20 protein-coding genes and 1 tRNA gene are annotated in these 21,565 nt (G+C 72.0%); 11 read left to right on the forward strand and 10 right to left on the reverse strand.

Features of this window, described 5'->3' with window-relative positions; all coding sequences use genetic code 11:
* The first annotated feature begins 1 nt into the window (after nucleotide 1).
* Entirely contained in the window at nucleotides 2–796 is a 795-nt protein-coding gene (locus KG102_RS00130) for a rhomboid family intramembrane serine protease (protein ID WP_249667398.1), read from the forward strand.
* A gap of 334 nt (nucleotides 797–1,130) precedes the next feature.
* On the opposite strand, the gene KG102_RS00135 is transcribed toward KG102_RS00130, so the two are convergent.
* Nucleotides 1,131–1,379, reverse strand: coding sequence for a cell division protein CrgA (locus tag KG102_RS00135; RefSeq protein ID WP_208210653.1), 249 nt, complete (start codon nucleotides 1,377–1,379; stop codon nucleotides 1,131–1,133).
* Between the two features lie 179 nt (nucleotides 1,380–1,558).
* On the opposite strand from KG102_RS00135, the gene KG102_RS00140 reads away from it, so the two are divergent.
* From KG102_RS00140 to KG102_RS00155, 4 genes are read left to right on the forward strand one after another with little or no spacing between them, the layout of a single operon-like run.
* Entirely contained in the window at nucleotides 1,559–2,389 is an 831-nt protein-coding gene (locus KG102_RS00140) for a DUF881 domain-containing protein (RefSeq protein ID WP_208210651.1), read from the forward strand.
* Nucleotides 2,386–3,153 (forward strand): class E sortase, encoded by a 768-nt coding sequence (locus KG102_RS00145; RefSeq protein ID WP_208289780.1) that lies wholly within the window; start codon nucleotides 2,386–2,388, stop codon nucleotides 3,151–3,153. Before KG102_RS00140 ends, KG102_RS00145 begins: the two co-directional genes overlap by 4 nt.
* 31 nt (nucleotides 3,154–3,184) lie before the next feature.
* A complete protein-coding gene (locus tag KG102_RS00150; protein ID WP_208289779.1) occupies nucleotides 3,185–3,343 on the forward strand; it encodes a hypothetical protein in 159 nt (52 codons plus the stop codon).
* Between the two features lie 2 nt (nucleotides 3,344–3,345).
* On the forward strand, nucleotides 3,346–3,978 hold the full coding sequence (locus KG102_RS00155) for an aminodeoxychorismate/anthranilate synthase component II (RefSeq protein ID WP_208210646.1): 633 nt from the start codon (nucleotides 3,346–3,348) through the stop codon (nucleotides 3,976–3,978).
* 47 nt (nucleotides 3,979–4,025) lie between these two features.
* Here the strand turns inward: KG102_RS00155 and pknB are convergent, their stop codons facing one another.
* The 7 genes from pknB to KG102_RS00190 are packed head-to-tail and all read right to left on the reverse strand — an operon-like array spanning nucleotide 4,026 to nucleotide 12,711.
* Complete coding sequence (gene pknB / locus KG102_RS00160; protein WP_208289778.1) at nucleotides 4,026–6,041, reverse strand: Stk1 family PASTA domain-containing Ser/Thr kinase; 2,016 nt, start codon at nucleotides 6,039–6,041, stop codon at nucleotides 4,026–4,028.
* Nucleotides 6,041–7,294: a serine/threonine-protein kinase gene (locus KG102_RS00165; protein ID WP_208289777.1), complete on the reverse strand. Its 1,254-nt coding sequence runs from the start codon at nucleotides 7,292–7,294 to the stop codon at nucleotides 6,041–6,043. Before KG102_RS00165 ends, pknB begins: the two co-directional genes overlap by 1 nt.
* Nucleotides 7,291–8,742: a peptidoglycan D,D-transpeptidase FtsI family protein gene (locus tag KG102_RS00170; protein WP_208210640.1), complete on the reverse strand. Its 1,452-nt coding sequence runs from the start codon at nucleotides 8,740–8,742 to the stop codon at nucleotides 7,291–7,293. Before KG102_RS00170 ends, KG102_RS00165 begins: the two co-directional genes overlap by 4 nt.
* Entirely contained in the window at nucleotides 8,739–10,175 is a 1,437-nt protein-coding gene (locus KG102_RS00175) for an FtsW/RodA/SpoVE family cell cycle protein (protein WP_208289776.1), read from the reverse strand. Before KG102_RS00175 ends, KG102_RS00170 begins: the two co-directional genes overlap by 4 nt.
* Before the next feature lie 10 nt (nucleotides 10,176–10,185).
* A complete protein-coding gene (locus KG102_RS00180) occupies nucleotides 10,186–11,475 on the reverse strand; it encodes a Stp1/IreP family PP2C-type Ser/Thr phosphatase (protein WP_208289775.1) in 1,290 nt (429 codons plus the stop codon).
* 3 nt (nucleotides 11,476–11,478) lie between these two features.
* A complete protein-coding gene (locus KG102_RS00185; protein ID WP_208210634.1) occupies nucleotides 11,479–11,991 on the reverse strand; it encodes an FHA domain-containing protein FhaB/FipA in 513 nt (170 codons plus the stop codon).
* 9 nt (nucleotides 11,992–12,000) lie between these two features.
* Nucleotides 12,001–12,711 carry an FhaA domain-containing protein gene (locus KG102_RS00190; RefSeq protein WP_208210632.1) on the reverse strand — a complete coding sequence of 237 codons (711 nt, stop codon included), beginning with the start codon at nucleotides 12,709–12,711 and terminating at the stop codon, nucleotides 12,001–12,003.
* 192 nt (nucleotides 12,712–12,903) lie between these two features.
* On the opposite strand from KG102_RS00190, the gene KG102_RS00195 reads away from it, so the two are divergent.
* Nucleotides 12,904–12,986 (forward strand) — tRNA-Leu (locus tag KG102_RS00195).
* 198 nt (nucleotides 12,987–13,184) lie between these two features.
* Here the strand turns inward: KG102_RS00195 and KG102_RS00200 are convergent.
* Entirely contained in the window at nucleotides 13,185–13,778 is a 594-nt protein-coding gene (locus KG102_RS00200) for a glycosyl-4,4'-diaponeurosporenoate acyltransferase CrtO family protein (RefSeq protein ID WP_208289774.1), read from the reverse strand.
* Between the two features lie 305 nt (nucleotides 13,779–14,083).
* On the reverse strand, nucleotides 14,084–14,659 hold the full coding sequence (locus KG102_RS00205) for a TetR/AcrR family transcriptional regulator (RefSeq protein WP_208210628.1): 576 nt from the start codon (nucleotides 14,657–14,659) through the stop codon (nucleotides 14,084–14,086).
* 68 nt (nucleotides 14,660–14,727) lie between these two features.
* Between KG102_RS00205 and KG102_RS00210 the strand changes: the two genes are divergently transcribed.
* The 5 genes from KG102_RS00210 to KG102_RS00230 all read left to right on the forward strand — a co-directional run bounded on the left by KG102_RS00210 (nucleotide 14,728) and on the right by KG102_RS00230 (nucleotide 21,500).
* Complete coding sequence (locus KG102_RS00210; protein ID WP_208289773.1) at nucleotides 14,728–15,759, forward strand: hypothetical protein; 1,032 nt, start codon at nucleotides 14,728–14,730, stop codon at nucleotides 15,757–15,759.
* Between the two features lie 133 nt (nucleotides 15,760–15,892).
* Nucleotides 15,893–16,354 carry a hypothetical protein gene (locus tag KG102_RS00215; protein WP_208289772.1) on the forward strand — a complete coding sequence of 154 codons (462 nt, stop codon included), beginning with the start codon at nucleotides 15,893–15,895 and terminating at the stop codon, nucleotides 16,352–16,354.
* 22 nt (nucleotides 16,355–16,376) lie between these two features.
* Entirely contained in the window at nucleotides 16,377–19,049 is a 2,673-nt protein-coding gene (locus tag KG102_RS00220) for a choice-of-anchor L domain-containing protein (RefSeq protein WP_208289771.1), read from the forward strand.
* Between the two features lie 125 nt (nucleotides 19,050–19,174).
* The gene (locus KG102_RS00225; protein ID WP_208210620.1) at nucleotides 19,175–19,771 is read left to right on the forward strand and encodes a GyrI-like domain-containing protein; all 597 of its coding nucleotides are present in this window, start codon (nucleotides 19,175–19,177) and stop codon (nucleotides 19,769–19,771) included.
* A 163-nt stretch (nucleotides 19,772–19,934) separates the two neighbouring features.
* Nucleotides 19,935–21,500, forward strand: coding sequence for a pectate lyase family protein (locus tag KG102_RS00230; protein ID WP_208210613.1), 1,566 nt, complete (start codon nucleotides 19,935–19,937; stop codon nucleotides 21,498–21,500).
* Nucleotides 21,501–21,565: the final 65 nt, after the last annotated feature.

The following is a 21,565-nucleotide window of genomic DNA, read 5'->3' on the forward strand; positions in this document are numbered from 1 at the left end:
GGTGTCGTACGTGCGGTGCCAGCGGTGCGGCCGGCCCACCTGCCCGGAGTGCCAGCGGCAGGCTGCGGTCGGCATCCACTGCGTCGACTGCGTCGCCGAGGCGGCGCGAGCGCTGCCGTCCACCCGTACCGCGCTCGGCGGGGTCCGGCACGACGGCCGGCCGGTCGTCACGCTGACGCTCATCGGGCTGTGCGTGGCGAGCTTCGTCCTGCAGCTTGTGGTGCCGACCTGGACCGGGCGCTGGCTGTTCTCGCCGATCCTCGGGTACTACGAGCCCTGGCGGTTCCTGACCGCCGCGTTCCTGCACTCCCCCGGTCAGTACCTGCACATCGTGTTCAACATGGTGGCCCTGTGGTTCGTCGGGCCCACGCTCGAGAACACGCTCGGCCGCGCGCGCTACATCACGCTGTACCTGCTCTCGGCCGTGGGTGGCTCCGTCGGATCGGTGCTGCTCGCCTCCGCGACGGACAGCTGGACGGTCGGCAGCGTCGGCGCGTCCGGCGCCGTCTTCGGCCTGTTCGGCGCGGTCCTCGTGGTCAGCAGGCGGCTGGGCGGGGACGTGCGCGGCATCCTCGTGCTGATCGGGATCAACCTCGCGCTCGGGTTCGTCATGGCCAACATCGCGTGGCAGGCGCACGTGGGCGGACTCGTCACCGGCGCGGCGCTCGCGGCTGCCTACGCCTACGCCCCCGCCGCTCGGCGCCGGCTCGTCGCCGTGGCCGCGCCCCTGACGATCGCCGCCGTGCTCGTCGTCGCGACGCTGCTCACCTACGCCTCGGTCCTCACCTTCAGCTGACCCCGGCTCGTGGTGCGGCCTCCTGCCGCATCCGTCACGATGGGCGCGCGCGGCGGCAGGACTCCCGGCCCGCACGAGGCCGCGGAGAGCAGGTTTCGACCCTCCCGAGCCCGTCCCCACGGTTACCCACACCTGTGGAACTACACCGCTGTAGTTATCCACAGAGTTGTGCACCGCTGGGGACGGAGCGGGTGTACCCGCAGGTCAGGATGCCGGCCTGTGGACGATGAACCGGGCGCCGCGGTGGGCGACGGTTGGGGACAGAGCGCGGCGCAGACGGCGACGGCGCCGCCCGCGGATGCGAGCGGCGCCGTGGCGAGCGGTCTGTGGTCGGTCAGCGCCAGCGGGTCGTCATGGCGAACCCGGCGATGATGAAGACGAAGCCGATGAGCAGGTTCCACTGGTTGATCTCGGGGATCGGGTACTGCGACTGCGTCAGGTACGTGACCACGATCCAGATGAGCCCGAGGATCATCAGGCCCAGCATCACGGGCAGGAACCAGGGCGCGTTGACCTTGGGTCCGTCCGACTTGGCGGGCGGCGGCGTGTACGTCGCCTTCTTGCGCGACTTCGACTCAGGCACGTCCGGTGCTCCTGTCCTGCGGCGGTGCGGCCCGGGGGCCGCGGGGGACCACGGGCGTGACGCCGTGGTCGTGGGGCGGTCGAACAAGCTGCGCCGGGGCCGCATCGTCACGGACTCGTCGCATCGTGACCTAGCGTAGTGCCCACCCGCACTGGCTGGACCCGTCCGAGGAGCCGTCCGTGACCGATCACCCGCACCGCGTGCGTCGCCGCGTCGCGCGCGGGACGCTCTCCGTCGCGCTCGTCCTGGCCCTGTCGGGCGCCCTGTTCGCGGCGAACGCCAAGTTCGCGCGCGCGTCCGGCGAGCGGCACCCGCAGGACCTGCGGGACCTGGCGAGGGTCGAGACCGGCCGGGTCGAGCGTCTGGCCACGGAGGTCGACTCCCTGCGCGCCCACGTCGACTCTCTGACCTCGACCGCGAACGAGGCGGCCGGGACGTCCGTGGGGACCCCGAGCCCGGCCTACGTGGTCGAGGGCGGCCTCGTGCCGGTCACCGGGCCCGGGCTGACCGTCCGCCTCGACGACGCGCCCACGGACTCGCCCCGGCGCGAGGAGGTGAGCGCGGACGTGCTCGTCGTGCACCAGCAGGACCTGCAGGCCGTGATGAACGCCCTGTGGGCCGGCGGCGCCGAGGCGATGGAGCTCATGGACCAGCGGGTGATCTCCACGAGCGCGTTCATGTGCGCGGGCAACGTGCTCAAGCTGCACGGTCGGCTCTACTCGCCCCCCTACGTGGTGACCGCCATCGGGAATCCCGAGGACCTGCGCCGGGCGCTCCTGGCGTCGTCGGCGGTGCAGTCGTACGTGCGTGACGCCGCCGACGTGGGACTCGGCTGGTCGGTGACCGACGCCGACGAGCCGCTGGTGCTCGACGCCTACTCGGGCGCGACCGAGCTGAGCGCCGCGACCGTCCCCGACGGCGTCGAGATCCTGCCCGGCCTCGAGCGGGCGGAGGCCGAGAGCGAGGACCGGACGCCGCCCGCGGGGATGGACCCGGACGGCACGGGATGACCGGCGCGACGGCGACCGAGACGCGCAGGCATCAGCCCGGCCGGCACGACACGGTCTACGGCGTCGTCGGCGTCGTCGGGGAGCTCCTGATCACCTTCGGCGTCCTGATCTTCGCCTTCCTGGTGTGGCAGCTGTGGTGGACGGACGTCGAGGGCAACCGCGTGCAGGCGGAGATCGTGCGCGAGCTCCCGTTCGAGCCGGTGCCGACGGCCGACAGCGTGAACGCCGGGCCGGTCATCGCCACCCCGCGCCGCGACGAGCCGCCCGTGATGGCGGAGCCGGCGTACGGGACGACGTTCGCGACGATCCAGGTGCCGCGCTGGGACGGCGAGCCCGCGCGGCCGGTCAGCGAGGGCACGGAGCGGGCCACCGTGCTCGACGTGCTGGGCATCGGGCACTACGAGGGCACGGTGATGCCGGGTGGGCTCGGCAACGTCGCCCTGGCCGGTCACCGGACCACCTACGCCAAGCCGTTCAACCGGGTCGCGGAGCTACAGCCGGGCGACCCGCTCGTGATCCGGACGACGGACAACGTCTGGTACGTCTACCGGGTGACGTCCACGCAGATCGTCGACCCCGGACAGGTCGACGTCATCGCACCCGTGCCCGGCGAGCCCGGGGCGGTGCCGACCGAGCGCCTGATCACCCTCACCACGTGCCACCCGATGTTCTCCGCGCGGGAGCGGTTCATCGTGCACGGGGTGCTGGACTACTGGGCACCGACGGCGGACGGGATCCCGGTCGAGCTGACCGGTGGCGCATGATGGTCACCGTGGAGCAGGACGGAGGGCGCTGATGTACGGATGGTTGTGGCGCCGGCTGCCCGGGCGTGCGGCGGTCCGTGCGCTGATCCTGACGCTGGCGGCGTTCGCGGTGCTCGCCGTCTGCTTCCTGTGGCTGTTCCCGGCGATCGCGCCGTTCATGCCGTTCAACGAGACGACTGTGGGTGAGTGACAGTGCCATCGACAACGCGGATCCTCGTGGTCGACAACTACGACTCGTTCGTCTACACGATCGTCGGCTACCTGAACCAGCTGGGCGCCGAGACGGTCGTGGTGCGCAACGACGCGGTCCCGCCGGTCGAGGAGCGCGCCGACTTCGACGGGGTGCTCGTCTCCCCGGGACCGGGCACGCCCGCCGACGCGGGGCAGAGCATCCAGGTGATCCGGGACTGCGCCGACGCGGGCGTGCCGATGCTCGGGGTGTGCCTGGGCCACCAGGCGCTCGGTGAGGTGTTCGGCGGCACGGTGACGCACGCGCCCGAGCTGATGCACGGCAAGACCAGCCGGGTGGAGCACAAGGGCGAGGGTGTGCTGGCGGGTCTGCCCGACCCGTTCACGGCCACGCGCTACCACTCGCTCGCGGTCGTGAACGGCACCGTGTCGGCCGACCTCGAGGTCACCGCGACCGCGAACGGCATCATCATGGGCCTGCAGCACGTCTCGCTGCCGTTGCACGGGGTCCAGTTCCACCCCGAGTCGGTGCTCACCGAGGGCGGCCACCGCCTGCTGGCCAACTGGCTCGAGATCTGCGGCGACGACCAGGCCGTGGCGCGCTCCGAGGGGCTGCACCCGCTCGTCCGCCTCTGACCGCACGACGAAGGGGCCGTCCCGGCGGGACGGCCCCTTCGTGGTCGCTACGGCCTCGGCGGGCCCGACGTGCCCGACGGGCTGGGGTTGGGCCCACTCGGTCCCTTCGACACGTGGACGTCGACCTGCTGGTCGAGCGGCACCTCGTCGCCAGCGGTCGGGTCGGTCCGGAGAACCGTGCCGGCCGGCTCGTCGGACGTGTCGTCGATGCGGTTGACGTTGTTGAGCCCGACCGCCCGGAGGGCAGCCACGACCTGCTCGTAGGTCTGGCCGGCCAGCCCCTGCGGGATCGTGGCCGTGGTGGGCGCGACGGCGATCTGCAGGTTGATGACCCGGCCCTGCTTGACCGGCGTACCGGCCGGGACGTCCTGGGACACCACCGTGTCCGGCGGGTTGGACGACTCCACCGTCGAGGTGTTGACCTGGAGCTTGGCGTCGTTGAGCAGCTGCGTCGCCTCCGCCTTGGTCTTGCCGGTCACGTCGGGGACCAGGACGTTGCCGGTGGAGACGAAGAGCGTGACGGTCGACCCGGCGCTCACCGACGCGCCCTCGGCCGGGTCGGTCTTGGTGACCTGGCCCTGCGGGAAGGCGGGGTTGTCGTCGGCCTGCCGCGTGGCGGAGACCACCAGGCCGGCGTCGGTGAGGATGTCGGTGGCCTCCTGCTCGGTCCTGCCCGCGACCGACGGCACGGCCAGGCTGGCCGGTCCGGTGGAGATGAAGACCGTGACCTCCGAGCCGGGAAGGACCGGCTCGCCCTCCGCCGGGTCCGACCGGATGGCGTGGTCGGCAGCGATGGTGGCCGAGGCTTCCTCCGCGCGCACGAAGACGAGCTCTTTGGCCTCGATCGCCGCCTGCGCCTCGGCCGCGGTCAGGTTCTCCACGGAGGGGACCTCGACCGTGGTGGGTGCCGCGGTCCTGTTCGCGTTCGCGATCAGGAGGGCGACGATCCCGGCGACCGCGAGCACCGCGATCCCGACGAGCAGCGGCAGCAGCCACTTGCGCTTGGTCGGCTCCTCCTCGTCGCCCGGACCGCCGGTCGTCGTGGTGGTCACGCCTGCGCCGGTCGACGCCCAGGGCGCGGTCGCGGGCGGCATCGTCTGGGTCGCCGTCACCGGCGGCCCCATCAGCTGCGTGGCCTCGGTCGCGGGCGTCGCCACGAGCGTCGCGGCGGCGAGCGCCCCCACGGCCGGGGCGCCGACGGCACCGCCGCGCACCGCGGCCTCGAGGTCCGAGCGGAACTCGGCGGCGCTGGAGTAGCGGGCGTCGCGCTCCTTGGCCAGAGCCTTGAGCGTGATGCGGTCGAGCGCGTCCGGCACGTCGGAGGCGAAGGTGGACGGCACGGGAGCCGCCTCGCGGACGTGCTGGTAGGCGACGGCCACGGGAGAGTCGCCGGTGAACGGCGGCCGGCCGGTGAGCAGCTCGAACAGCAGGCAGCCCGTGGAGTACAGGTCGGAGCGGGCGTCCACCGTCTCGCCGCGGGCCTGCTCGGGCGACAGGTACTGCGCGGTGCCGATGACGGCCTGCGTCTGGGTCATCGTCGCGGCGGAGTCCGCCATCGCGCGGGCGATGCCGAAGTCCATGACCTTGACCGCGCCCGTCGGCGTGAGCATGACGTTGGCGGGCTTGATGTCGCGGTGCACGATCCCGGCGTGGTGGGAGTACTCGAGCGCGGACAGCACGCCCGCGGTGATCTCCACGGCCTCCTCGATGGGCACCGCGTGGCCGTCGCGCAGGATGTCGCGGACGGTGTGCCCCTCCACGTACTCCATGACGATGAACGGCACGTGGGCGACGACGCCGGTCGGCTCGGTGAAGACGTCCTCACCGGTGTCGTAGACCGAGACGATGGCCGGGTGGTTCAGCGCGGCGGCGGACTGGGCCTCCCGGCGGAACCGGTTCTGGAACGAGGGGTCGCGGGCCAGGTCCGAGCGCAGGATCTTGATGGCCACCGTGCGGCCGAGCCGGGTGTCGTGGCCGATGTGCACCTCGGCCATGCCACCCCGGCCGATGAGCTCGCCGACCTCGTACCGTCCGGCGAGGGTGCGGGATCCGTCGTCCACCACTAGGCGTCCTTTGCTTCCGTCGATGCCGGGACTGCGGCGTGCGCCGCTGTCCCGTTCTCCGTGATCATCCCATCCAGGGTGTCGCCACGAGGGTAATGGGGGGCCGAGGCGGTCAACCGGCTTCCGCCGTCCGCGGGACCGTCGGCCTTGGTGAGCTGCGTCGCGACCGCGGCACCCAGCAGGCCGATGAGCAGCAGCGCGAGGGCGAGCAGCGGCCACGACAGGTGCCCGGAGCGTCCCAGTCGCAGCCCCGTGCTGGTCGAGGCCCGCCGGATGGCGGCGCGTCCCGTCGGCTCGTCGCTGCGACGGGTGCGCCGGGGCGGGTACGACGGCGGCCGTGCCGCCGCCGCGTCCTTGGCCGTGGTGACCGCGGTCGCGAACGTGTCGGGGGCCCGCTGCGGCTTTCCGACCAGCACGGGGATCCCCGAGGGCGGCGTGCGGGGCACCAGCTTGTCGAGCAGCTGCGCGAGCTCCTCACCGGACGCGGGCCGTGCGCTGGGGTCCTTGGACAGCAGCCGCAGGACCAGTTCGGCGAGCGGCTTGTCCACGCTCGACGGCAGCGGCGGAACCGGGTTGTTCACGTGCGCCACCGCGATGTCGACCGCCGTCGGCCCGGTGAAGGGCCGGTGACCGACGAGGGCCTCGTAGGCGATGATCCCCAGCGAGTACAGGTCCGACAGGGGCGTCGCGGGCTTGCCGACAGCCTGCTCCGGGGACAGGTACTGGGCGGTGCCCATGACCATCCCGGTGGCGGTCATGTTCACCTGGTTGCGCGCCAGCGAGACGCCGAAGTCGGTGATCTTCACCCGTCCGCCCCTGCCGAGCAGGATGTTGCCGGGCTTGACGTCCCGGTGCACGACGCCCGCCAGGTGTGCCGCGTGCAGGGCGCGGGCCGTCTGCGCGAGGATCGGCAGCAGCCGCCGGGGCGGCAGCACGGGCTCGCGCTCGAGCAGGTCGGACAGGGGCTCGCCGACCACCAGCTCCATGACCAGGAACCCGGAGCCGTCCTGCTCGCCGTAGTCGAACAGCTGCGCGATGTTCGGGTGCGACAGGGACGCGGAGTTGCGGGCCTCGGTGCGGAAGCGCTCGAGGAAGCCCCGGTCCCCGGCGAACTCGGAACGCAGCACCTTGACCGCGACCGGCCGGGCGAGGGCGTCGTCGTAGCCCTCCCAGACCTCACCCATGCCGCCGACGGCGATCTGGCGGAGCAGCCGGTAGCGCTCGCCGAGCAGGATTCCCGATGCCGTCTTCACTGGCCCAGCACCGCCTGGATGACTGCCTTCGCGATGGGCGCCGCGATCCGGCCGCCCGTCGCCTCGTCGCCGGCGTTGCCGCCGTTCTTGACGAACACCGCCACGGCGACGCGCGGGGCATCGGCGGGGGCGAAGGCCGTGAACCACGCGTGCGGCGCCTGTCCGTCGGCCGTCTGCGCGGTGCCCGTCTTGCCGGCCACCTGGACACCCGAGATCTTCGCGGAGGTGCCCGACCCGCTGTCGACGACGCCGACCATCATGTCCCGCAGCGACGCGGCCGTCCCCGGCGAGACGGCCGTCGAGTACAGCTCCGGCTCCGTCTCGGACACCCGCTGCAGGTCGGCGGAGCGCACGGTCTGCACGATGTACGGCGTCATCAGGCGGCCGCCGTTGGCGATCGCCGCGGACACCATCGCCATCTGCATCGGCGTGGCCTGCACGTCGCGCTGGCCGATGGCCGACTGCGCGGTGACGGGCCCGTCCATCTCCTCGGGGAACACGCTGTCCGCGACCAGCATGGGGATGGTCAGGTCGGGGTCGTTGAAGCCGAACCGCTCCGCCTGCTCGAGCAGGGCGTCGCTGCCGACGTTCAGTCCCAGCTGGCCGAAGGCCGTGTTGCAGGAGATGCGGACCGCGTCCGCCAGCGTGATGGGGTCGGAACCGCAGCCGCCGCCGCCGAAGTTGCCGATGGTCGCGGTGGTCTGCGGGAGCGTGAGCCGCTCCGGTGCGGGCAGCGTGCTGTCCACCGTGTACTGCCCGCTCTCCAGGGCGGCCGCCGCGGTGATCAGCTTGAAAGTCGACCCGGGCGGGTACCGCTCCTGCGTCGCCTTGCTGCGCAGGGGGTTGCCCTCGGCGGAGCTCAGCGCCTGGTACGCCGCGCCCGCGGCCTTGGTGTCGTGGGACGCGAGCGCGTTCGGGTCGAACCCAGGCGTCGAGACCAGCGCGAGGATCTTGCCGGTCGACGGCTCGATCGCGACGACGGCACCCTGCTGACCACCCAGGCCGTCGAGCGCGGCCTGCTGCGCCGCCGGGACGAGCGTCGTCTCGACCGCCGCGCCCTCGGGCTGGCGGCCGGTGACCAGGTCCCTGATGCGGGAGAAGAACAACTGGTCACCGCGGCCGGTCAGCTCGGCGTTCGCCGCACGCTCGAGCTCGCTGCGGCCGTTCACCACCGAGTAGAACCCGGTCATCGTGGAGTAGAGGTCACCGTTGGTGTACGAGCGCTGGTACCCGTAGGAGTCCTCGACGGGGGTGGACAGCGCGACTGCCTCACCCGCGACGACGATCGGTCCGCGGGCGTTGCCGAACTCGCGGTAGAGCGTGCGGACGTTTCGGCTGTCGTTGTTGAGGCGGTCCGCCTGGACGTACTGCACCCACGTGGCGCTGGCCATGAGGCCCACGAACATCACGAGGACGACCGTCGCCAGGCGTCGCAGGGGCGTGTTCATCGCACCCCCTGCACGATCTCGGTCGGCCGATCATCCTCGGTGCTGCCGCCGACGACCGGCGTACCGGCGATGGGCGTCAGGGACGGCTTCATCGACGGCGCCGGGCGTCGGGCCTCGTCGGAGATCCGCAGCAGCAGCGCGACGATCACCCAGTTGGCGACGAGCGAGGAGCCCCCGTACGCGACGAACGGCGTGGTCAGGCCGGTCAGCGGGATGACCCGGGTGACGCCGCCGACCACGACGAACGTCTGCAGCGCGACGATGAACGCCAGCCCGCCCGCCAGCAGCTTGCCGAACCCGTCGCGCACACCGATCGCCGTGCGCATGCCGCGCTCGGCGAGGATCGCGTAGCAGACCAGCACGGCGAGCAGGCCGGTCAGGCCGATCTCCTCGCCCAGCGAGGCGACGATGAAGTCGGACTCGGCGAACGGCACGAGGTCCGGCCGGCCCTGCCCCCAGCCGGTGCCGAACAGCCCACCGCTGGCCATGCCGAACAGGCCGCGCACCAGCTGCCCGGAGCCTCCGGGGCTCTGGTCGAACACCGCGGGGTCGAAGGCGTGCAGCCAGGCGTCGAAGCGGGCCCCGACGTGGGAGAACGTGCTGGCCGCGACGCCCGCGCCCACGACGAACAGCAGCAGGCCGATGATGATCCAGCTGAGCCGCTCGGTGGCCAGGTACAGCATCGCGACGAACAACCCGAAGAACAGCAGCGAGGTGCCCAGGTCACGCTCGAGCACGAGCACGGCGACCGACGCACCCCAGACGATGAGGATCGGCCCCAGGTCCCGCGGCCGGGGCAGCTGCAGACCGAGCACCTTGGGCCCGGCGAGCGCCAGGGTGTCGCGGTGCGTGACCAGGTACCCCGCGAAGAAGATCGCGAAGGCGATCTTGGCGAACTCGGCGGGCTGGAAGCCCACCCCGCCCACCCGGACCCAGATGCTCGCGCCGTTGATGGACACGCCGAGGCCGGGGACCAGCGGCAGCGCCACGAGCACCAGACCGGCGACCATCGCGGTGTAGGTGTAGCGCCGCAGCGTCCGGTGGTCGCGCAGCAGGACGATGACCGCCGCCGCGAGGACCACGGAGATCGCCGTCCACACGAGCTGCCGCTGCGCGAACGTGTCCTCCCGGCCGCGCGCGGCGTAGGCGAAGTCGATCCGGTAGATCATCGCCAGGCCGATGCCGTTGAGCGCCACCGTGATCGGCAGGATCACCGGGTCCGCGAAGGGTGCCCGCCACCGGAGCACCAGGTGGATGCCGATCGCCAGCGCGGCCATGCCGATGCCGTAACCGAGCACGTCGGGCGGCACCTGGTCGGTGGTGCCGATGCCGACGAGCGCGTACGACGCCACGCCGATCGCCAGCGCGAGCAGCAGGAGGCCGAGCTCGACCCCCCGGCCGGCCCGGACCCGGTGCGGCTGGACGGTAGCCATCACGCGCTGCTCACGGGGCGACCGTCGCTGACGAGGACGGGGCCGGCGTCGCCGCCCGGCGGGTGACCGTGTCGTCCTCGAGCATGCTGACCAGCTCGCGGGCGTCGTCCAGGGAGTCGGCGTGGATGGTCTGCTCCACGCGCTCGCGCAGGTAGCCCGAGGTCAGGTCGTCGAGCGCGGTACCGGTCTGCCCGACCACCGAGGACAGGGCGACCGGCCCGAGCGTCTGCGGAAGGCCGCGGAAGATGGCGACCTCCCCGTCGTCGACGCCGACGTAGTACTGCGTCTGCGTCCAGCCGTACGCGATCCCGGCGGCCCCCAGGACGACCACCGCGGTGGCCACCCAGGCGACCACGGCTCGCCAGCGCCGGGGCGGCGCAGGCGGCTCGTCGTCGTCCGGCGTCGTCGCGACGGCAGTCTCGTCGTCGCTCTGCTCGGCCTGCGCGGCGCGCGCCAGGCCGGCCGCACGCGCAGCCGGTCCGTCGGCCGCGGCCGTCGGGTCGTTGCGGGTCAGGGCGGCCGCGCCGACCACGGTCGCGTTCGTCGTCGGTCCGGCGCCGTCCGCGACGTCGTCGAGCTCGATGACGTCCGCGAGCACGACCGTGATGTTGTCCCCGCCGCCGGCCCGCAGCGCGAGCTGCACGAGCCGGTCCGCGCACGCGTCGACGTCCTTGATCGACGCCATCGTCTCCTCGATGGTGTCGGCGCTGACGAAGCCGGACAGCCCGTCGGAGCACAGCAGCCAGCGGTCGCCCGGGCGGGCCTCGCGCACCGACAGGTCGGGCGTGACCTCGGGGTCGAAGTCGCCGAGCACACGCATCACGACGGAGCGCTGCGGGTGGTGCTCGGCCTCCTCGGGCGTGATCCGGCCGATGTCCACCAGGTGCTGCACGAACGTGTGGTCCGTGGTGACCTGCGTGAGCACGCCGTCGCGCATCACGTAGCCGCGCGAGTCGCCCAGGTGCACCATGGCCAGCTTGTTCCCGGCGCGCAGGATGGCGAGCACGGTCGTGCCCATGCCGCTGAGGTCCGGCTCGGCGTCGCTGCGGGCGATGATCTCGTCGCGGGCGTCGGCGAGCGCCGCCTCGAGCTCGTCCAGCGCGTCGTCGGGGCCGTGGGACTCGCCGTCGAGCGGCGCGAACGCGGCGACCGCCACCGACGAGGCGACGTCGCCCCCGGCGTGCCCGCCCATGCCGTCCGCGACCATCAGCAGGTGCGGACCGGCGTACGCCGAGTCCTGGTTGTTGGAGCGCACGAGTCCGACGTCGGACCGTGCCGCGTACCTGAGTGCGACGGTCACCGGTTACCTCTGCAGCTCGAGAACGCTCTGGCCCACGCGGACGGGTGTACCCGTCGGCACGGGGGTCGGAGCCTCGACGCGCTGGTCAGCCACAAATGTCCCGTTCGTCGATCCGAGGTCCTCGACGTACCACTGACCCCCTTGCGGGAAGATCCGGGCGTGCCGGGACGACGAGTAGTCGTCGTCCAGGACGAGGGTGCAGCCGGGCGCGCGACCGATCAGGACCGCCGACGACCCGAGCGGGACGATCGTGCCACGCAGCGGACCCTCCGTGACGACGAGCCGCCCGGGTCCCGAACCGCTGCGGCTCGAGCGCGGAGTGCGCACCGGCGCCGTCTCGGGCTTGGCGGGCTCCGTCGCGACCGCCGCCGCCACGGCGGGCGACTTGCGCCGTCGGCGGTCGGTGATCCGGGTGCCGTACAGGTCGCGGCGCAGCACACCGATCGCGAAGATCACCAGCACCCACAGCAGGGCCAGGTACCCCAGCCGCAGCAGGGTGATGGTCAGTTCACTCATGGGTGCGCGTCACTCGTCGGGGTCCGGCTCGCCGCCTGTCCAGAACAGGATCCGGGTGCGCCCGATGGTCAGCGTGTTGCCGTCCAGCAGGGTCGCGGCCGGAACCTGGTGGCCCTCGACGAACAGTCCGTTGGTCGAGCCCATGTCCGTCGCGACGACCCCGTCGGGCGTCACGCGGATCTCCAGGTGCCGACGGGAGACTCCCGGGTCGTCGACGATGATGTCCGCCTCCGACCCGCGGCCGATGACCGTGACGGGCCCGGTCAGGATGTAGCGCTGACCGTCGATGTCCACCAGCGGGTGCCGCGCGCTCGGCGCCGAGGTGGCCGATGCGGGGGCCACGGCACCGCGCACCGTCGCGCTGTGCACCCGGAACCGGGCGGGCTCCAGCTCGGTGTCCTCGCTGAACGACACGGTCACCGGCCCGACGAACGCGTAGCGCTGGCTGGCCGCGTAGTCCGTGACGTTGTTGGCGAACTCGTCCGCCAACGCCTCCGCACCCCACGACTCCACCTGGTCGTAGTCGGCAGTTGCCAGCTCGATCGTGAACTCGTTGGGCACGACGGTTCGGTCCCGGCCCACCACGGCCGCCCGGTCGTCGACCTCGCGGCGCAGCGCGCTGGAGAGGTCGAGCGGCTTGAGCTCGCTCTTGAAGGCCTTGGCGATGGCGTTGTTGACCACCCGTTCGACGCCGTTCTCGAACCTGTCGAGGATGCCCATGCCCACCTCCCCGTCCCTCGTGCGCGTCTCTGTGCCGGTGCTGTACCCGCAATCCGCCTTGATCGTATCTGCGACCAGCCGGTACGGGGCCTCTTGTCGGGTGATGTGCGCGCGGCGTCGTTCCCGGGAGGCCCCGGGGCGCCTCGGCCGGTTCAAGAGCTGCCCCTCCGTCGTGCTAATGTTCTGCGGCGCGCGCGAGTGGCGGAACGGCAGACGCGCTGGCTTCAGGTGCCAGTGTCCGAAAGGGCGTGGGGGTTCAAATCCCCCCTCGCGCACAGATCCTTGGGAGATATTCCAGGGAGACCGAGAGTCGGGGACCCCAGGGTTCCCGACTCTTTGTCGTTCCCCTGAACAGGTGGGGTCTGCCGCCCCGGACCCCAGGGGAGACATGCCGTCACTGCATCGATCATCAGGCCGCCCTTCGGAGGCGTCCAGCCCCGGTGTCCCCGGAACCCTTCGTCGAAGGACCCGTGCTACGGGCCGTTCTCCTCGTGCCAGGAACTGTGCACCGAACGGGTTCGTCGAAGACGTTGAATCCTCGCCAGGGTCGACCGTTGCAACAGCATCGGCCAGCCGTGCAGCACAGCTCCCGCCGCGGCGGTGACTGCAGCACTCACCATCGACCCCGCCAGCAGGCACGCGACCGTGACCGCCAGGTGCACGACCGCCGCCATGGCGTGACCGGCCATCGCCGCACGGACGTGGCGCTGCAGGTCCCCCACTGCGGAGCGGTCCAGCGGTGCCGCTGCGCCGCGCATCGCGCGGACCACCCGATTCCAGCCGATCCACTCAAGGAGCCGGTCGAACCGTGCAACACCCAACCGGCGGTGCCAGTTCAGCTCCCGGGACGACACGCGCGTCCAGTGCACCGGTATCGAGTCCCCGACCCCAGGACCGACGAATGCGGCGGCCCCGACCCACAGGCACGTGACCAGTGCGGGGAAGACGGCGTGGCTCGACCCCACGACGAACCACGCGGTGACCACCAGTGCCACACCGGCCAAGGCAGTCACAGCTGCGACAGCCACCCCGGCACCACCACCGGAGACATGGTCGGATCTACTCACGCCACCAGCGAACCATGTTCGTCGCGAACGTCTGCCCTGCGCAGCATCGATGCCAACATCGACCGGCGGTGCCTCCGTCTGCGTCTACGGCTGAGTCAGAACGAAGATCCCCAGCAGCGCCACTGCGCCAGCGACCCCGACGGCCAGCAGCCACGCGGTGCGCCGGCTGGTGGCGAACCCCAGAGAGCGGAGGGTTGCGACAGGCGCCCCACCCCACCCACGACCGGAGATCGGCCACAGGACCACCGACTACCGACTGAGTCGGGGACGACAGCACGGTTCGGCGTTCCGGGCCGTGGGGAGCGTCAGCCGGCGAGTGTCGTCAGGTGGTGCAGCAGGATCTCGCGGCACCGGTCGGCGGAGTCGACCTGCGGGCGGATCGCCGCGTGCACCGCGAGGCCGTCGAGCAGGGCGTGCAGCCGCTGTGCCTCGACGTCGACGTCCACCCGTCCGCCCGCGATGGCGGCGACCCAGTGGCGGCAGCCCTCCAGCAGGAGGTCGTGGTTGCGCGCGGCGCACTCCCGCAGCAGGGGGTCCACGAGCGAACGGGCCGTGAACGCGATCCAGACCTCGTTCTCCTGGCGGCGCTCGTCGTCGAGGGGCAACAGCTCGACGAGGTGCCGCTGGGCGGCGTCGAGCGGGTCGCCGGCGGGATCGAGCGCGCCGAGCCGCGCCTCGACGCGGTCGACCACCTGGTTCATGGCGAACACCAGGAGCTCGGCCTGCGTCGCGAACATGTGCCGCAGCGAGCCGGCGGACAGGCCGGCCTCGCGCGCCACGTTGCGGACGGACGCGTTCTCGAGGCCGTCGCGGCGGATCACCCGCCAGGTCGCCTCGGCGAGGTCGCGGCGTCGGGCGTCGGCATCGACGAGCTTGGGCACCTGCCCTTTGTAGCACAGCCGTGCTAACTTCCTGGAGTTAGCACAGTCGTACTACGAAGGGATGCGCCATGGTCAGCCAGATCGAGTCCCGCGCGGCCACGCCGGGCGCCACCCTCCGTGCGCTCGCCCGGCAGCGCAGCGTCCAGGTCACCGCCGTCCTGTGGGTGACGGCGAACGTCCTGGTCCTCCTGCTGGCCGGGCGCAACCTGCCGTTCGACTGGCCTGGGGTCCCGGGCACGTCGGTCGACCACGTGATCGGGACCAACCTCGCGCTCCTCACCGGCCTCGCCATGATGGTCCTCGTCTGCGCACTGACCCGGCGGCGTGACCGCCCGGACCTCGCCGCGCGTGCCCCGGACCTGGCGACGACGCGACGGGAGACGGTCCTGCTGGTCGCCTACGGGGTGCTCGCGCTGATGGTCGGGTTCGCGCTCGGCAGGGCACTGGGCTGGCACCCGTTCGGGCTGCACCTCGCCGGCTCGGTCGTCGGTGCGCACGACCACGTCGGGCCTGCGGAGGCCCTGACGTGGGCCGGCTACAACCTGCTGGCCTACGCCGTGGTGCCACTCGTCGTCTTCCGGCGCAGGTACTCGGCGGAACAGCTGAACCTGGTGTCGAGCGACCGGCGCGGCGACGCGCGCCTCATCGTGGTCGTCCTGCTGGTGGAGTCGGCGATCCAGTTCGCCACCGTGTCGACCGTGGTCGGCCAGCTGTCACCGCGGCAGTACCTGGTCGGTCTGCCCGCCACCTTCCTGCTCTACCTGGCGGGGGCGGTCCTGCCGGCCATGGTCTTCGTCTACGCGCTGCTCGTGCCGCGGTTCCTCAAGCTCACCGGCTCCGCCGCGACGACCGTCGTCCTGGGCGGCGTCGCCTACACGCTCCTGCACGTGTGGGACGCCTGGACCGTGTTCACCAGCCCCACCGACGCCGTGCTGTCCGTCGTCTTCCTGTTCTTCGTCTACCTCACGCCCGGCATGGTGAAGACCGTGCTCACCGTGCGGACCGGCAACGCGTGGGTGCACGTCTGGGCCTACCACGCCCTCGCGCCGCACACGTTGATCGATGCCCCGCACGTGGTGGACGTCTTCCGGATCCGCTGACCCGTTCCGCCGCCCACCCCGACCCCGCGCCGCGTCCGATCAGGTGACTTCCCGCCCATATCGCCCCCGGACGCCCGTCCCGGTCCCTACCGTTCGGGTCACCGCCGACCGGGCGGCCGGTCGAGGGGGCGCGATGAGGTCGGTGCTGCGGGCGTCGTGCCTGGTCGCGGCCGTCGTCGTCGGGCTGACCGGCTGCGGCGGGGCACCGGCGGCCGAGCCGTCGTCGAGCGACGGCGTCGCCCTCGAGGAGCAGTGTGCGGGCGCGCCGGACGTCGAGGACGTCGTCGCGCAGGCCGACGGTGCCGACGTCGTGGTGACGTGGCGGGACACGCGGGCGTACCTGGGCGCGACCGAGTACTGGGTCGCGCGGCGCGCACCGGGCGCGGACGCCTGGGAGGTCGTCGGCACGGTCGAGCTCGAGCCGGAGGCCGAGCGCCGGCACGTCGACACCCTGCTCGTCGACACCCCGCCCGACGGCGCCCTGGCCGAGTACACGGTCGCCGTCGAGGGCAGCTGCGTGCGCTCGGCGGCAGACATCTGCGCGACCGACGCCCCCTGCCCCGTCGCGACCCTCAGCATCGTCGTCAAGCCCTGACCCCACCGAGGAGACAACCCCTATGCACGGTCGTCTGATCACCGCGTGCGCGCTCGCGGTCGCGCTCGTCGCCACGGCGGTACCGGCCTCCGCAGCCGACGACCCCGACCGCGGAGGAACGACGTACCCGTCGCGCGCTCTCGCCCGGGCGGCAGCGCCGAGTGCCGAGGACCTCGCCGCAGCGATGGACGTCCCAGCGGACTCCCTCGTGTCGGCCGACATCGGGGACTCGGACCCGCGGGGCTTCGCGATCTCCGACGGCGTGCCGATCGAGCCAGATCCGGTCGACCCCGACCCCGAGGACCCCAACCCGGACCCGCCGACCGGTCCGCAGCCGACGCTCGCCGCCGCCGACGCGGGCGGACTCGGCTTCCCGAGCCGCGGTTCCGACTTCCTCGTGATGTCCACGGGCGACGCGTCGCAGGCGATGCGGCCCGACGACGACACCGGTCTGACGACCGGGCTCGACGGCTCCGACAACAGCGGCGGCGACGACCTGGTGCAGCTGCACCTGCAGCTGCAGGCGCCGGGCGACGCCCGCTGCTTCGCGTTCGACGTCGCGTTCTACTCGGAGGAGTACCCCGAGTTCGTCGGCTCGTCGTTCAACGACGCCTTCACGGCGCAGATCGGCGACGGGCACACCGAGATCGTCGACGGGTCCGTCGAGGCACGCTCCAACTTCGCCCAGGACCTCCAGGGCAACGCGCTGTCGATCAACACCGTGTTCGGCATGGAGGCGGGCACCGGGACGACCTACGACGGCGGGACGGCACGCCTGCGGGCCGGTGCACCGGTGCTGAGCGGCTTCGTCGACATCTACCTGACGATCCAGGACCTGGGCGACTCCTCGTACGACTCGGCCGCGTTCCTCGACAACTTCTTCTGGTCCACGGACAACAACTGCCGGTTCGGCTCGACCGAGGACAGCGACGGCGACGGCCTGCTCGACGAGTGGGAGACCCACGGCCTGACGATGCTGACCGGGGACGGCCAGGACGTCGTGGACCTGCCGGCGATGGGCGCCGACCCGAACGTGCCGGACATCTTCGTCGAGATCGACCACATGGCCGACGGCAACCACTCGCACCTGCCGGAGCCCGCCGCGATCCAGGCGGTCGTCGACTCGTTCGCGCGGCACGGCGTCCACCTGCACGTCGACTACGGGCCCACCGCGCCGCTGACCTACGGCTCCGCAGCGACCTGGGGTGACCTCAGCGGCGGCGAGGAGCTCGACCACGACGAGCACCTCGGCAACAACGGGCTCTTCGGCTGGTTCGGCTACCAGTGGGGCGACTTCGACGACCTCAAGGACGACCACTTCGCCGAGGTCCGGCTGCCCGTCTTCCACTACAACGTCTGGTCGCACCACCTCTCCGAGCAGCTCGGCAGCACGAGCGGGATGTCCCGGGGCAGCCTGGAGGGTGCGAGCGACTTCGTCGTGTCGCTGGGCGGCTGGTCCGGCGACGTCGGGGCGGTCGACGAGCAGGCCGGCACGTTCATGCACGAGCTCGGGCACAACCTCGGGCTCGGGCACGGCGGTGACGACCACACCAACCGCAAGCCCAACTACCTGAGCGTGATGAACTACCTGTTCCAGAGCGGCCTGCCCCTGGGCAGCGAGACGTTCGACTACTCGCCGTTCGCTCGGGCCGACCTCGACGAGGACGCGCTCGTGGAGGCGGACGGCATCGGGGCGCCGCAGTCCGTGCGCACCGAGCACATGGCGTGCGGGTCCGCGCGCGGGTCGGCCGGCGACAGGATCGACTTCAACTGCGACGGCGACTGGGACGACACCGTGGCCCGCGACGCGAACGACGACGGCTCGCGTGGCGTGCTGCACGGTGCGCGCGACTGGGGCGAGCTCATGTTCACCGGTGGGGCGATCGGCATGCCCGGCGGCATCGTCGACCTGCCGGACGTGACGGTTCCCGTCGAGCCCGAGCTCACGCAGGAGGAGAGCGAGCGGCTCGACGCGGACACCCCGACGACGGTGCCGGCGGTGAGCGCGTCCCCGGTCGTGACGCCGTCCGTCGTGGCCGTGGGCACCCAGGTCACGGCGACGGTCCCCTTCGTGGTGACCGGCGACGCGGCCGGCGTCACCGCGACCTGGTCGTGGGGCGACGGCAGCACGAGCGCCGGTGCCGTCACGGGCGGGGACGCCCCGATCGCGTCGGGCAGCCACTCCTTCGCCGCCGCAGGGAGCTATGACGTGGCGGTCACGCTGACGGCCGACGGAGGCACGGTCAGCTCCACGGCGACGCGCGTCGTGGTGGTCGACCCGGCTGCGGGCGGTGTCGCGGCGGTCGCCGCCCTCACGCCGGTGGCGGGTGCCGCGGCGTCTGCGCCCCACGCCAGCGGATCGGCGTCGGTCGTGGTCGGAGCGAGCTGGGTCGGTTCCCCGAAGCGGGCCGTCGGCGCGACCCTGGTGAGCTGGCCGGGCGCGCGGCTGACGGTCGTCGGGCACGACGTCCGGTGGCTCGTCGTGACGGGCCGCACGGCGGTGCTCGAGTCCGCCGCCGTGGTCAACGGTCGCGGTGGCTTCCTCCAGCGGGTGACCGTCGCGCAGGGTTCGCCGTCGTCGGTCCGGGTCCAGGTCTGGGACCCGCGCGTGGGCGGAGCGGACGATCCCGCGGCTCGCGTGCTCGACACGGGTGCGGGTCGCCCGGCGAAGGGCGTCGTGGCCGTCGGCAGGTGAGTGCACCCGGGGGCCCGCACGGCGTGAGCTGTGCGGGCCCCCGGCACGTCCGGGACCTGTTGACGGTGCGGCGCTCCCCCCGACACCGTTCTCGCGGAGCCTCCGGAGGCAGGAAGGGCCGGGCGATGACGGACAAGACCGACCTCAAGAAGTCCCTCGACTCCTACCGGGCGCGGCGGGGCCGGTTCCGGGTGGTCGACGTGCCCGACCAGCGGTACCTGATGGTCGACGGCCACGGTGACCCCAACACGGCTCCCGCGTTCACGACGGCCGTCGAGGCGCTCTACCCGGTGGCGTACGCCCTGAAGTTCGCCAGTCGGCGCGAGCTCGGGCGCGACTACGTGGTGCCTCCGCTGGAGGGGCTGTGGTGGGCGCAGGACATGGACGCCTTCACGACGGCGCGGGACAAGTCGCGGTGGGACTGGACGCTCATGGTCCTGGTCCCCGACTGGGTCGGCCCGGAGCTGGTCACCGCCGCGATGTCCCGCGCGGCCGGGGTCCGGGTCGCCACCCTGTCGGAGGGTCGGTGCGTGCAGACCCTGCACGTCGGCACCTTCGACGACGAGGCGCGCGTGCTGGCGCAGCTGCACCACGAGTTCCTCCCGGACAACGGGCTGCGCCGCACCGGCACCCACCACGAGATCTACCTGAGCGACTTCCGCCGGGTGCCGCCCGAGCGGCAGCGGACGATCCTGCGGCAGCCGGTGGAGCCGATCACGTAGGTCGGTCCGATGAGAAACACGGTGCCGAATCGTTTTGGGCGTGGCTCGTCGGAAAGCGGTCTCCTAGCATCCAGAAACCGGTTGCTCACGCTCGGCAGGGCGCCGGGCGCCGACCTTCGAACGGACGGCGAGCCTGCATTCAATGACGAAGACGAGGCACACGATGAGACGAACACTCGCACGACGACCCCTCGCGGCGGTGGCCACCGTGGCCATGGCGGCCGCGTTCGGCGTGACCGCGGTGTCGATGTCCGCCGCGCAGGCGGCGACTGGTGGCGTCAGCGGATTCGCGACCCAGAACGGCGGCACCACCGGTGGCGCGGGCGGCGCGACGGTCACGGCCACCACGGGCACCGCGATCCACGCCGCACTGTGCAACCGCGCGAGCGCGAGCACCCCGATCACGATCCAGGTGCAGGGCACCATCAACCACGGCAACACCGCGAAGGTGTCGGGCAACAGCTGCAGCACGGCGGCCGGCGTGATCGAGCTCAAGCAGATCAGCAACGTCACCATCGTCGGCGTGGGCAGCGGCGCCACGTTCGACCAGCTGGGCATCCACATCCGCGACTCCAGCAACATCGTCATCCAGAACGTCACGGTCAAGAACGTCAAGAAGTCCGGCTCGCCCACCTCCAACGGCGGGGACGCGATCGGCATGGAGGGCACGGTCCGCAACGTGTGGGTCGACCACGTGACCCTCGAGGCGTCGGGCGGGGAGTCGGAGGGCTACGACGGCCTGTTCGACCTGAAGAACGACGTCGAGTACGTGACCCTGTCCTACTCGATCCTGCGCAACTCGGGTCGTGGCGGGCTCATCGGCTCCAGCGAGGACGACCGCGGCAGCGGGTACATCACGTTCCACCACAACCGCTACGACAACATCGACTCGCGCACGCCGCTGCTGCGCGGCGGCGTGGCGCACATCTACAACAACTCCTACAACCGGATCCACGAGTCGGGGATCAACTCCCGGGCCGGCGCCAGGGCGAAGGTGGAGAACAACTACTTCAAGGACTCGAAGGACGTCCTGGGCACCTTCTACACGGACCAGGCCGGTACCTGGCAGGTGGCCGGGAACATCTTCGACAACGTGACCTGGTCGAGCCGCAGCGGCGACAACCAGCCGGCCGGGCCCAACCCGACGTCCACGACGACGGTCAGCATCCCCTACGCGTACACGCTGGACGGGGCCAGCTGCGTGCCCGCGATCGTCGCGCAGACCGCCGGGGCCAACACGGGCCTGCGGGTCTCTGACGGCTCGTGCACACCGACGACGCCGGACCCGACGCCGACGACGCCGGGGCCGACGCCGACGACACCCGGCCCGACGCCGACCACCCCGGCACCGACCGCGCCGAGCGGGACCAACCTGAGCATCGGCGCCGGCGCCGACGGCTCGAGCAAGGCCAGCGGCACCAGCTACGGCAACGTCAAGGACGGCTCCACCAGCACGTACTGGTCGCCGAGCGGGTCCACCGGCAGCATCTCGATCAAGTGGGGATCGGCCACCACCGTGTCCTCCATCAACATCCGGGAGGCCTCGGGCGCGGTCGGCAACGTGCGGACGTGGCGGGTGCTCAACGCCGACACCGGTGCGGTGCTGGCTTCCGGCACGGGCGCCGGCGTGATCGGCTTCGCGTCCACCTCGCTGAAGAAGATCACGTTCGAGATCACCGGTGCGAACGGGACGCCGCGGATCGCGGAGTTCGAGACGTACGCGCGATGACTCGGTAGCGACGGTGACACGACCCCGGACCTGGCCGGTTCGGGGTCGTGTCGCGTGTGCTGCCG

Origin of the sequence: Cellulomonas fengjieae (assembly GCF_018388465.1) — a bacterium.
Lineage (GTDB): Bacteria > Actinomycetota > Actinomycetes > Actinomycetales > Cellulomonadaceae > Cellulomonas > Cellulomonas fengjieae.

Coding starts and splice junctions, on each gene's coding strand:
- KG102_RS00145 (WP_208289780.1), top strand. CDS start 2,386: ATGACCGGCGCGACGGCGACCGAGACGCGCAGGCATCAGCCCGGCCGG.
- KG102_RS00150 (WP_208289779.1), top strand. CDS start 3,185: ATGTACGGATGGTTGTGGCGCCGGCTGCCCGGGCGTGCGGCGGTCCGT.
- KG102_RS00170 (WP_208210640.1), bottom strand. CDS start 8,742: ATGAACACGCCCCTGCGACGCCTGGCGACGGTCGTCCTCGTGATGTTC.
- KG102_RS00175 (WP_208289776.1), bottom strand. CDS start 10,175: ATGGCTACCGTCCAGCCGCACCGGGTCCGGGCCGGCCGGGGGGTCGAG.
- KG102_RS00185 (WP_208210634.1), bottom strand. CDS start 11,991: ATGAGTGAACTGACCATCACCCTGCTGCGGCTGGGGTACCTGGCCCTG.
- KG102_RS00190 (WP_208210632.1), bottom strand. CDS start 12,711: ATGGGCATCCTCGACAGGTTCGAGAACGGCGTCGAACGGGTGGTCAAC.
- KG102_RS00210 (WP_208289773.1), top strand. CDS start 14,728: ATGGTCAGCCAGATCGAGTCCCGCGCGGCCACGCCGGGCGCCACCCTC.
- KG102_RS00215 (WP_208289772.1), top strand. CDS start 15,893: ATGAGGTCGGTGCTGCGGGCGTCGTGCCTGGTCGCGGCCGTCGTCGTC.
- KG102_RS00220 (WP_208289771.1), top strand. CDS start 16,377: ATGCACGGTCGTCTGATCACCGCGTGCGCGCTCGCGGTCGCGCTCGTC.
- KG102_RS00225 (WP_208210620.1), top strand. CDS start 19,175: ATGACGGACAAGACCGACCTCAAGAAGTCCCTCGACTCCTACCGGGCG.
- KG102_RS00230 (WP_208210613.1), top strand. CDS start 19,935: ATGAGACGAACACTCGCACGACGACCCCTCGCGGCGGTGGCCACCGTG.